At 61.8% G+C, this 11,514-nt stretch carries 7 protein-coding genes and 1 pseudogene; 3 read left to right on the top strand and 5 right to left on the bottom strand.

Annotated features, from left to right (window positions below):
* Window positions 1–20: 20 nt before the first annotated feature.
* A complete protein-coding gene (gene oadA / locus BFP99_RS00985; RefSeq protein ID WP_065926766.1) occupies window positions 21–1,829 on the bottom strand; it encodes a sodium-extruding oxaloacetate decarboxylase subunit alpha in 1,809 nt (602 codons plus the stop codon).
* 11 nt (window positions 1,830–1,840) lie between these two features.
* A complete protein-coding gene (locus BFP99_RS00980; protein ID WP_027608221.1) occupies window positions 1,841–3,256 on the bottom strand; it encodes an acetyl-CoA carboxylase biotin carboxylase subunit in 1,416 nt (471 codons plus the stop codon).
* A 195-nt stretch (window positions 3,257–3,451) separates the two neighbouring features.
* Between BFP99_RS00980 and BFP99_RS00975 the strand changes: the two genes are divergently transcribed.
* A complete protein-coding gene (locus tag BFP99_RS00975) occupies window positions 3,452–4,426 on the top strand; it encodes a LysR family transcriptional regulator (RefSeq protein ID WP_027608220.1) in 975 nt (324 codons plus the stop codon).
* Here the strand turns inward: BFP99_RS00975 and BFP99_RS33480 are convergent.
* The 3 genes from BFP99_RS33480 to BFP99_RS00965 form a co-directional block, all read right to left on the bottom strand.
* Window positions 4,356–4,553: a PA3496 family putative envelope integrity protein gene (locus BFP99_RS33480; RefSeq protein WP_074848013.1), complete on the bottom strand. Its 198-nt coding sequence runs from the start codon at window positions 4,551–4,553 to the stop codon at window positions 4,356–4,358. The two genes, BFP99_RS00975 and BFP99_RS33480, sit on opposite strands and share 71 nt — an antisense overlap.
* Before the next feature lie 224 nt (window positions 4,554–4,777).
* Complete coding sequence (gene hexR, locus BFP99_RS00970; protein ID WP_010168370.1) at window positions 4,778–5,644, bottom strand: transcriptional regulator HexR; 867 nt, start codon at window positions 5,642–5,644, stop codon at window positions 4,778–4,780.
* 161 nt (window positions 5,645–5,805) lie between these two features.
* Window positions 5,806–8,679 (bottom strand): EAL domain-containing protein, encoded by a 2,874-nt coding sequence (locus BFP99_RS00965; protein ID WP_065946480.1) that lies wholly within the window; start codon window positions 8,677–8,679, stop codon window positions 5,806–5,808.
* A 279-nt stretch (window positions 8,680–8,958) separates the two neighbouring features.
* On the opposite strand from BFP99_RS00965, the gene uvrD reads away from it, so the two are divergent.
* Together uvrD and BFP99_RS00955 are read left to right on the top strand one after the other, a co-directional pair.
* Window positions 8,959–11,142, top strand: coding sequence for a DNA helicase II (gene uvrD / locus BFP99_RS00960; protein WP_065926768.1), 2,184 nt, complete (start codon window positions 8,959–8,961; stop codon window positions 11,140–11,142).
* A gap of 189 nt (window positions 11,143–11,331) precedes the next feature.
* Window positions 11,332–11,514, top strand: a pseudogene (locus BFP99_RS00955) (hypothetical protein); the annotation flags it as partial.

The following is an 11,514-nucleotide window of genomic DNA, read 5'->3' as shown; positions in this document are numbered from 1 at the left end:
CGGTAGTGTCGAAGGCTGGATCAGCCTTCGATTTCAATCAGGATTTCGCCAGGGTTCACCCGGTCGCCCTTGGCCACGTGAACGGCGGACACCTTGCCGGCAATCGCAGCCTGCACTTCGGTTTCCATCTTCATCGCTTCGGTGATCAGCACGGCCTGGCCGGCCTTGACCACATCGCCTTCCTTGACCAGCACATCGACGATATTGCCTGGCATCGCCGTGCTGACATGCCCCGGCTCGCTGGCCTGCTTGCGCTTGCTGCCGCCACCGCCGACGAATTCGTTGAGCGGTTCGAACACCACTTCTTCCGGCATGCCATCGATGGACAGGTAGAAATGGCGCTTGCCTTCGGCTTTCACACCGACACCGGTGATGTCCACACGGTAGCTTTCGCCGTGCACGTCGATGACGAACTCGGTCGGCACGCCTTCACCACCGGCACGGGCCACGCCGCCGGCTTCAGGGATAGGCAGCAGCACCTCAGGCGTCAGGGTGCCGGCGTCGCGTTCCTCGAGGAACTTGCGCCCGATGTCCGGGAACATGGCGTAGGTCAGCACGTCTTCTTCGGACTTGGCCAGTGCGCCGATTTCGCCGCGCAGCTTGGTCATCTCCGGCTTGAGCAGGTCGGCCGGGCGCACGTCGATCACTTCTTCGCTGCCGATGGCCTGGCGACGCAACTTCTCGTTCACCGTGCCCGGCGCCTTGCCGTAGCCGCCTTGCAGGTAAAGCTTCACTTCGTTGGTGATGGTCTTGTAGCGCTCACCGGCCAGCACGTTGAAGAACGCCTGGGTGCCGACGATCTGCGAAGTCGGGGTCACCAGCGGCGGGAAGCCGAGGTCTTCACGCACCCGTGGAATTTCAGCCAGCACTTCGCTCATGCGGTTCAGAGCGCCCTGCTCTTTCAACTGGTTGGCCAGGTTGGAAATCATCCCGCCCGGCACCTGGTTGACTTGCACACGGGTGTCGACGGCGGTGAATTCGCTTTCGAACTGGTGGTACTTCTTGCGCACGGCATAGAAGTACAGGCCGATCTCTTGCAGCAGCTCCAGGTCGAGACCGGTATCGAATTCGCTGCCTTTAAGGGCGGCGACCATAGACTCGGTGCCCGGGTGGCTGGTGCCCCAGGCGAAGCTGGAGATCGCGGTGTCGATATGATCGGCACCGTTTTCGATCGCCTTGAGTTGGCACATCGCGGCCAAACCGGCGGTGTCGTGGGAGTGGATAAAGATCGGCAGGCTCTGCTCGGCTTTCAGCGCCTTGACCAGTTCACCGGTGGCGTACGGCGTCAGCAGGCCGGCCATGTCCTTGATCGCGATCGAGTCGCACCCCATGGATTCCAGCTGCTTGGCCTGGGCCACGAAGGCCTCGACGGTGTGCACCGGGCTGGTGGTGTAGGCGATGGTGCCCTGGGCATGCTTGCCGGCGGCTTTGACCGCTTCGATGGCCACACGCAGGTTACGCACGTCGTTCATGGCGTCGAAGATGCGGAATACGTCGATACCGTTGACGGCAGCCTTGGCCACGAAGGCCTTGACCACGTCGTCGCTGTAATGGCGGTAGCCCAGCAGGTTCTGGCCGCGCAGGAGCATTTGCAGGCGCGTGTTAGGCAACGCGGCACGCAGTTTGCGCAGGCGCTCCCACGGGTCTTCCTTGAGGAAGCGTACGCAGGCGTCGAAGGTCGCGCCGCCCCAGACTTCCAGGGACCAGTAGCCGACTTTATCGAGCTTGTCGCAGATCGGCAGCATGTCGTCGGTGCGCATGCGGGTCGCCAGCAACGATTGGTGGGCGTCGCGCAGGATGGTGTCGGTTACGAAGATTTTTTTAGTCATTGGAATGTTCCTCACAGGCCTGCGTGGGCGGCGATGGCGGCGGCGATGGCCAGGGCCAGCTCTTCGGGTTTGCGCTTGATCGAGTAGTTGGTCAGCTCAGGGTGGCTTTCCACAAAACTGGTGTTGAACTGGCCGCTGCGGAATTCCGGGTTACGCAGGATTTCCTGGTAGTAGGCGGCCGTGGTCTTCACGCCTTGCAGGCGCATGTCGTCCAGGGCACGCAGGCCGCGGTCCATGGCTTCTTCCCAGGTCAATGCCCAGACCACCAGCTTCAGGCACATGGAGTCGTAGAACGGCGGGATGGTGTAGCCGGTGTAGATCGCCGTGTCGGTACGCACGCCGGGGCCGCCGGGCGCGTAGTAACGGGTGATCTTGCCGAAGCTTGGGAGGAAGTTGTTCTTCGGGTCTTCGGCGTTGATGCGGAACTGCAACGCAAAGCCACGGTGCTGGATGTCTTCCTGTTTGACCGACAACGGCAGGCCCGAGGCGATTCGGATCTGCTCGCGGACAATGTCGATCCCGGTGATTTCTTCGGTGATGGTGTGCTCCACCTGCACCCGGGTGTTCATCTCCATGAAGTACACCTCGCCCTCGGCGAGCAGGAACTCCACGGTGCCGGCGTTCTCGTAGCCCACGGCCTTGGCCGCGCGCACCGACAGGTCGCCGATGTAGGCGCGCTGTTCCGGGGTGAGCTGCGGGCTCGGGGCGATTTCGATGAGCTTCTGGTTACGGCGCTGGATCGAACAGTCGCGCTCGAACAGATGCACCACGTTGCCGAAGCTGTCACCGAGGATCTGCGCCTCGATGTGCTTGGGATTGACGATGCATTTTTCCAGGAACACTTCCGCCGAACCGAACGCCTTGGTAGCTTCGGAGATCACGCGGGGGAAGGCTTGTTCGAGTTCTTCACGGCTGTTGCAACGGCGGATACCGCGACCGCCACCACCGGAGGTGGCCTTGAGCATCACCGGGTAACCAATGCGGTCGCCTTCGGTGAGGGCCTCGGTGATGTCGGCGACGTTGCCTTCGGTGCCGGGCGTGACCGGCACACCGGCCTTGATCATGCTGCGGCGGGCTTCGGTCTTGTCGCCCATGCGGCGAATCACTTCAGCCGAAGGGCCGATGAATTTGATTCCCCGTTCGGCGCAGATGTCTGCCAACTCGGCGTTTTCCGACAGGAAGCCGTAGCCGGGGTGCAGCGCATCGCAACCGGTTTCCACCGCCAGGTTCACCAGCTTGCGCGGGTTCAGGTAGCCGGCCAGCGGCTCGGCACCAATGCTGTGGGCTTCGTCGGCACGCTTGACGTGCAACGCATGGCGGTCGGCGTCCGAGTAAACCGCGACCGAGCGAATGCCCATCTCGGCGCAGGCACGCACGATTCGTACGGCAATTTCACCACGGTTGGCGATCAGGATCTTTTTTATCACTTGGAAATTCCCTTGAGCCGATTGCTGCGTTCTTCGACCCGCTGGAGCCGGGTCGGCGCGTGACTAAATGTTTCAAGCCAGTCGCAGCCACACACTAAGCCCGTGGAGGGATTAACAAAAATCAATAATTATTGGGTCGCTCATAAGTAAAGACTTATAGTTGGCCGGTCGACCTGGGACGAGAGGATTTAAATAATGCGTAAGTCGCTGATGCGTATGACATTGCGTCAATTGCAGATCTTCAATGAAGTGTGCGACTTGCGCTCTTACAGCCGCGCGGCCGAGGAAATGTCTCTCACCCAACCGGCCGTGAGCCTGCAAATTCGCCAGCTCGAAGAGCTGGTCGGCCAGCCGCTGTTCGATTATGTCGGCAAGAAGCTCTACATGACCGAGGCTGCCGAAGCCCTGCAACGGGCCAGCCGGGATATTTTCGGGCGCCTGGAAAACCTCGATATGCAGCTGTCGGACATGCAGGGTTCGTTGCAGGGCCAGCTAAAGCTCGCGATTGAATCCAGCGCCAAGTACTTCGTGCCGCACCTGTTTGCCGCGTTCAAACGCCAGCATCCCGAGGTGCAACTGCACCTGACCGTGGTCAACCGCGCCCAGGTGATCCGCCGCCTCTCCGACAACCGCGACGACCTGGTGATCATGTCCATGGTGCCCCAGGACATGGGCCTGGAATTCCTGCCGTTCCTCAACAATCCGATCGTGGCCGTGGCGCCACCTGATCACCCCTTGAGCCTGCAAGGGCCGTTGCGTTTGCAGGACCTGGAACCCTACACGCTGTTGCTGCGCGAACCGGGCTCGGGCACGCGACTGGCCTGCGAGGAGTATTTCAAGGAGAAACGCGTGCACTTCACCCAGACGGTGGAAGTGGCCTCGGCCGAGGCGCAACGTGAATGCGTATGCGCCGGCCTGGGCGTGGCCTTGCTGACGCGCCATGCGGTCAATATGGAACTGGCCACCGGCGGGCTCAAGGAGCTGCCGGTGGAAGAACTGCCGCTGTACCGCAGCTGGTGCCTGGTGCAGGCCAAGGCCAAGCGCCTGTCACCGGTGGCCCATGCGTTCCTGGGCTTTATCCGCAGCGAACGGGTGCAGATCAGCGCGTTGGCTGAACGTTTCGCTGGGCAGCCGCGGGTGCCTGCCAGTGGAGTTCCGGGTAGTCACTGATGCTCTGCTGCAGCTGGCGCTGGTCGCAGCGGTCTTCGATTGCGCGACGGAACGCCATGCGGCGCTGGTCTTCCTGTTGACGACGGGTCTTGACGGAGCTGTTGCTGTCTTCGTAGGGCCGGGCCATTTGGAGTCTCCCAATGCGAGTACGGGGAGTACAGGATGGGTTGTAGCGATGACGGTTTAACGGCGCGGGGGTTACAGGACGATGAATCTTCCGAATAGATAAACAATCCAAATGTGGGAGGGGGCTTGCTCCCGATTACGGTACATCAGCCGATTTCTCTTTGACTGACCCACTGCTATCGGGATGTAGCCCCCTCCCACATTTTGAGCGTGTATGGCCCTGGATCAGTCGTCGAGGGCTTTGACGGACTTGGGCGACAACCGCAGGCTGCGCAAGCTGCGCTTGACGCTCTTGAGGTGGTTGACCAGGCTCGGGCCCCGCGCCATGGCAACGCCCATCGCCAGCACGTCGATCACCACCAGGTGAGCGATACGCGACGTCAGCGGGGTGTAGATCTCGGTGTCTTCGTGCACATCGATCGCCAGGTTGACCGTGGACAGCTCCGCCAACGGCGTCTGGCTCGGGCACAAGGTAATCAATGTCGCACCGCTTTCACGCACCAGGTTGGCGGTGATCAGCAGGTCTTTGGAGCGGCCCGACTGGGAAATGCAGATCGCCACGTCGGTCGGCTTCAAGGTCACCGCCGACATCGCCTGCATGTGCGGGTCGCTGTAGGCCGCTGCGGTCAGCAGCAGGCGGAAAAATTTGTGCTGGGCGTCTGCCGCCACCGCACCGGACGCGCCGAAACCATAGAACTCCACACGCTGGGCCTGGGACATGGCGGTCACGGCCTTTTGCAGCTCTACCGGGTCAAGCTTCTCGCGCACCTCCATGAGCGTGTGCAAGGTGGTGTCGAAGATTTTCAGGCTGTAGTCGGCGACGGAATCGTCTTCGTGAATCGCAAACTGGCCGAAGCTCGCGCCGGCGGCCAGGCTCTGGGCCAGCTTGAGCTTCAAGTCCTGGAACCCGGAGCAACCGATGGCGCGGCAGAAGCGCACGATAGTCGGCTCGCTGATGCCCACGCTGTGGGCAAGGTCGGCCATGGAACTGTGCATCACGGCCGCAGGGTCAAGCAGCACGTGATCGGCAACCTTGAGTTCCGATTTGCGTAACAGGTGGCGCGACTGGGCGATATGTTGCAACAGGTTCAAAGGGCAGGACTCTTGTTATTGGCAGGGCCAGGGATGTAGCAAGCTTGTAGTTATACTACAAGAATTGCCGTTTTGCCCGCCCGATGCATCACTAAATCGCCCTGATGCCCTTTGAATCAGCGGGCAGCTGCCTTGTAGCCATAGGGGCGTGCGGACTGTCTTCAGGGAAAATCTGCATTGTTGCGTAACAAATCTGCCAGCCCTTCGGCCTCCATCGGCCGACTGATCAGGTAGCCCTGCACCTCATCGCATCGTTCTGTACGCAGGAAATCCAGCTGCTGCTGATCTTCCACGCCTTCGGCCACCACTTTGAGCGCCAGTCCGTGCGCCATCGCAATGATCGCTCGGGTAATGGCGGCGTCTTCCCGCCCCTGACCGAGGCCGCGGATAAAGGTCTGGTCGATCTTTACGTAATCCACAGGGATACGCTTGAGGTAACTGAGGGATGAATAGCCGGTGCCAAAGTCGTCGATGGCCAGCTTCACGCCCAGGTCGCGCAGTTGCTGGAAGGTCGCGATGATGTGTTCAACACTGTCGAGCAACTGGCTCTCGGTCAGTTCCAGTTCGAGGTATTGCGGGTCCAGGCCGGTTTCTTCCAGTACCTGGCGCACCAGGCTGACCAGCTTGCCCTGGCGCAACTGGTGCACCGAGAGGTTCACCGACACGCGGATCGGTGCCAGCCCCTGGCGCTGCCACTCACAGGCTTGCCAGCAGGCCTCGCGCAGCACGAATTCGCCCAGCGGTACGATCAGGCCCGTTTCTTCGGCCAGGCCGATAAAGTCGCCTGGCGGCACCATGCCCCATTGCGGATGTTCCCAGCGGATCAACGCTTCGGCAGCGTTCAGCTTGCCGGTGGCCAGGCACAGTTTCGGCTGGTAGAACACCGTGAGCTGGCGCTCATCGATGGCTTTGCGCAGATGGTTTTCCAGCTGCAAACGCTCCAGGGTGCTGGCTTGCAGGCTGTCGGTGTAGAACTGGAAGTTATTGCCGCCCAAGTGCTTGGCGTGCTGCATGGCCATGTTCGATTGACTGACCAGCGCGGAAATTTCCCGCGCGTTATCCGGCAACAGGCTGATACCCATCGACGCACTCACCACCAACTCATGCCCTTCCACCGTCACCGGCACCCGCAGTTTGGCCAGCAGCCGTGTGGCCACCCGCGCCAGGCTCGACAGGTTGCCGTAGGCGTCGAACAGCACGGCGAACTCATCGCCGGACAAACGCGCGATGGTGTCAGCCTCGGGCAAGGCATTGATCAACCGACGGGCCATTTTTTGCAGCAACTGGTCGGCCACTTCATGGCCCAGGCTGTCATTGAGCAACTTGAAGCGGTCGAGGTTGATATGCAGCAACGCCAGGCTGCGCCCGCCCTGGCGTACACGCTGATGGGCCTCGCGCAGCCGTTCGCGGAACAGCGAGCGGTTGGCCAGGCCGGTCAACTCATCGTAGTGGGTGAGGTAGCGCATGCGCTCCTCGGATTCGCGCCGCGCCGATAGATCGGCGAAGAAGCCCACGATATGACTGACTTTTCCGCGAACATCGCGCACCACGTTCAGTTGCAGCCATTGCGGGTACAGTTCGCCATTCTTACGCGTTTCTACCAATTCGCCCTGCCAGGTCCCATGCGTGAGCAGCGCTTGGCGGATCACCGGGAAGTGGCGCCGCGCATCACGACTGCTGGGCAGCTCGACGACGTTGCGACCGAGCATGTCATCGATCTCAAAGCCAGTGACACGGCTGAAAGCCTGATTGACGGCGATTAATTTGTAGTCCGGATCAAGGATCACAATGCCTTCGCTGGCCGCCTCGAACACGGTCGAGGCCAGTCGCTGTTGCTCCTCCAGGGCTTTGCCGGCGCTGACGTCGCGGCGTGTGCCGAGCATTCGAATCACTCGCCCGCTCGGCGCGCGCTCTACGGCGCGACCACGGTCTTCGATCCATACCCAGTGACCATCGCCATGGCGCACGCGGTATTCCACCTGGTAATCCTCAGTGCGCCCTTTAAGGTGCTCCACCAGCGCCCGCTTGAGCAGCGGCAGGTCGTCGGGGTGCAGGCGCGGCTTGAGGTGGCCGAGCATGGCCGTGACGTACTCGGGCTCGAGGCCGAACAGCTCTTTGAGCTGGGTGTGATGAACCTCATCGGTTTGCAGGTTCCAGTCCCACAGGCCCAGCTCACTGGCTTGCAGGGCCATGGCCAGGCGCGCCTCGCTTTTATTCAGGGCCAGGCTGGCGGCGTCCAGTTCCTGGCTGCGTTGTGCCACGCGGTCCTGCAGGCCGATCTGCGCCTCACGTAGTTCCTGCTCAACCTGACGCCGCTGCTCGACTTCGCGCACCAGATCCTGATTCAGCTGCTCGCTGCGCTGCTGCGCCTGCTGCAGATGCTCGATCAATGCCTGGTTCTGGAAACGCCGCAGCAGCCCGCGCTGGATCAGGCGGTTGACCTGCCACGCCACCACGCTCAGGGACGCCAGCAGGATCAGGCCGAGCACACCCCAGCCCTGTTGCTGCGGGGCGCCATTCCAGAACAGATAGACAATCGCCGGCACCAGGCACGGCAAGGCAAAGGACAGGAACGCCGGAAAGCTCACTGCGTAGGCAACGCTGGCCGACAGCGTCGCCGCACCGATCAGGCCGAACACCCAGGCCTGCTGCATGAAGCTGTCCACCGGCACCAGGGCGATGGCTGCGGTGGCCAGGGTCAGTCCGCTGACCGCCGAACCCAGCATGAACATGCGCCGCCAGATGGGTTGGGCCTGACGGCTGGGCATGGCCGAATCAAAGGCCGCCACCTGGATCACACGCATCGCCACCAGGGCCAGCAGCCACACCAGCCAGACGCTGTCGAGCAGGTATTGCCTGGGGTTCCACAGCAGCCAGGCGCAGACCAGGCCGTTGACCAGCATTAATAAGGTGGGCAGCAACGAGCCCTGATAGAGCAGGCGTGTGCGCTCGACCGCCATCTCGGTAGCGTAATGTTTGCGGATAACCTGCGCGGGCGCCGCCGAGGGGCCGAGCAGGTCGGTGCTGAGAGTCATAGGCAGTGTTCTTATAATGGTGAGCCCGAAACGTCGACGGAGCATACACAAGCAAGCGCTTGGGCCAAACTGCTCCAGATCATAAAAGTCACCCTGTGAACAGCCGCAAACCTTGGGGCCAGACCCCTTGAGCGAGGCACGGCGCGGGCTGTGGCCCATGACTTACCGGTCATCAGCCCTGCCAGAATGTTTGCCCGGCCGGGACCACGCGAGACGTTTTGCGTCGACCACCCGGCATTGGGATTTGCCCGAGCCCCCTTAGGCCCATAGAATGCGCCGATGCGCGATGATCTCTCTCTTTTGCTGAACTCCCTCAACGATGCCCAACGCCAGGCCGTAGCGGCCCCCGTTGGCCGTCAGTTGGTCCTGGCCGGTGCTGGCTCCGGTAAAACCCGAGTGCTGGTGCACCGTATCGCCTGGTTGATCCAGGTCGAGAACGCGTCCCCGCATTCGATCCTGTCGGTGACTTTCACCAACAAGGCCGCTGCCGAGATGCGCCACCGCATCGAGCAGTTGATGGGCATCAGCCCGGCCGGTATGTGGGTGGGCACCTTCCACGGCCTGGCGCACCGCCTGTTGCGGGCACACTGGCAGGAAGCGGGCCTGGCCCAGACCTTCCAGATCCTCGACAGCGATGACCAGCAACGCCTGGTCAAGCGCGTGATCCGTGAGCTGGGCCTCGACGAGCAGCGCTGGCCGGCGCGCCAGGCCCAGTGGTTTATCAACGGCCAGAAAGACGAAGGCCTGCGCCCGCAGCACATCCAGGCCAGCGGCGATTTGTTCCTGGCCACCATGCGCAGCATTTATGAAGCCTACGAGGCGGCCTGCGCCCGCGCTGGCGTTATCGACTTCTCCGAGCTGCTGCTGCGCGCCCTCGACCTGTGGCGCGACAATCCGGGTTTGCTGGCCCATTACCAGAAACGCTTCCGTCACATTCTGGTGGACGAGTTCCAGGACACCAACGCCGTGCAGTACGCCTGGTTGCGTCTGCTGGCCAAGGGCGGCGACAGCCTGATGGTGGTGGGCGACGACGACCAGTCGATCTACGGCTGGCGTGGCGCGAAAATCGAGAACATCTACCAGTATTCCGAGGACTTCCCGGACGCGGTCACCATCCGCCTGGAGCAGAACTACCGCTCCACCGCCGGCATCCTCAAGGCCGCCAACGCCTTGATCGCCAACAACACCGGGCGCCTGGGCAAAGAGCTGTGGACCGACGGCGGCGAAGGCGAGGCGATCAACCTGTATGCCGCGTTCAACGAGCACGATGAAGCGCGCTACGTGGTGGAAACCATCGAAAGCGCGCTGAAAACCGGCCTTGCCCGTAGCGATATTGCGATTCTGTACCGTTCCAACGCCCAATCGCGGGTGCTTGAAGAAGCCTTGCTGCGCGAGCGCATCCCGTACCGCATTTATGGCGGCCAGCGCTTCTTCGAGCGTGCGGAAATCAAGAACGCCATGGCATACCTGCGTTTGCTCGAAGGCCGTGGCAACGATGCAGCGCTGGAGCGGGTGATCAATATCCCGGCCCGTGGCATCGGCGAGAAAACCGTCGAGGCGATTCGCGACCACGCGCGCCATGCCGATGTGTCGATGTGGGAGTCCATGCGCCTGCTCATCGCCAATAAAGGCCTGACCGGCCGTGCTGCCGGGGCGCTGGGGGTGTTTGTCGAGTTGATCGAGAACCTCGCGGCCAAGTGTTCGGAAATGCCCCTGCACCTGATGACCCAGACGGTGATCGAGCAATCCGGGCTGATTGCCTATCACGAAGCGGAAAAAGGCGAGAAAGGCCAGGCCCGGGTAGAAAACCTCGAGGAACTGGTCAGCGCCGCCCGCGCGTTCGAAAACACCGAGGAAGACGAAGAGCTGACTCCGCTCGCCGCCTTCCTCGGCCATGCGTCCCTGGAGGCCGGCGATACTCAGGCCGATGAGCATGAAGACAGCATCCAGTTGATGACCTTGCACAGCGCCAAGGGCCTGGAGTTTCCGTATGTGTTCCTGGTGGGCATGGAAGAAGGCCTGTTCCCCCACAAGATGAGCCTGGAAGAGCCCGGCCGTCTTGAAGAGGAACGCCGCCTGGCCTATGTGGGCATCACCCGCGCAATGCAGAACCTGGTGATGACCTACGCCGAGACCCGACGCCTGTACGGCAGCGAGACCTACAACAAGGTATCGCGCTTCGTACGTGAAGTGCCGAAGGGACTGATCCAGGAAGTGCGCCTGTCCAACAGCGTCAGCCGCCCGTTCGGCGGGGGCCAGCAGCAGAACTCCAGCAACATGTTCGCCGGTTCCGAGATTCCGGAAACCCCATTCAGCCTGGGCCAGCAGGTCAGGCATGCGATCTTCGGCGAAGGCGTGATCCTCAACTTCGAAGGCGCCGGAGCCCAGGCACGGGTGCAGGTGAACTTCGCCGAAGGCAGCAAATGGCTGATGATGGGCTACGCGAAGCTCGAAGCGGTCTGAAACATTTGCCAACATGAAGGTTATTGGCCCGCCCTTGTTTTTAACGAGCGCGGGCCAATATCTGTAATACGTCCTACAGACCATTCTGATTCGGTCTTACGCAAAAGCCCGAAACATTATGTCGCTAGCCACTGTCACTACACCTGTGCAACATGGCGCGCGTGCAATCCACAAATGGGAATTCCCTTTATGAAACGTTTTCTTAGCATCGCCATGGCGTTGTGCATCGGCCTGACGATGAGCCTCGACGCCAACGCCAAACGCTTCGGTGGCGGCAAAAGCTCGGGCGCGGCGCCGACTCACCAGACCAGCCAAATGGCTCCATCCGCCGGTGCCGGCGGTGCTGCCGCTACCGCAGGCGCAGCCGGGGCT

This window comes from Pseudomonas sp. 1 R 17, from assembly GCF_900067035.1.
In the GTDB taxonomy this organism is placed as follows: Bacteria; Pseudomonadota; Gammaproteobacteria; order Pseudomonadales; family Pseudomonadaceae; genus Aquipseudomonas; species Aquipseudomonas marginalis.
Note: the sequence above shows the minus strand (reverse complement) of the source record. Positions and strands in the feature narration are given on the sequence as shown.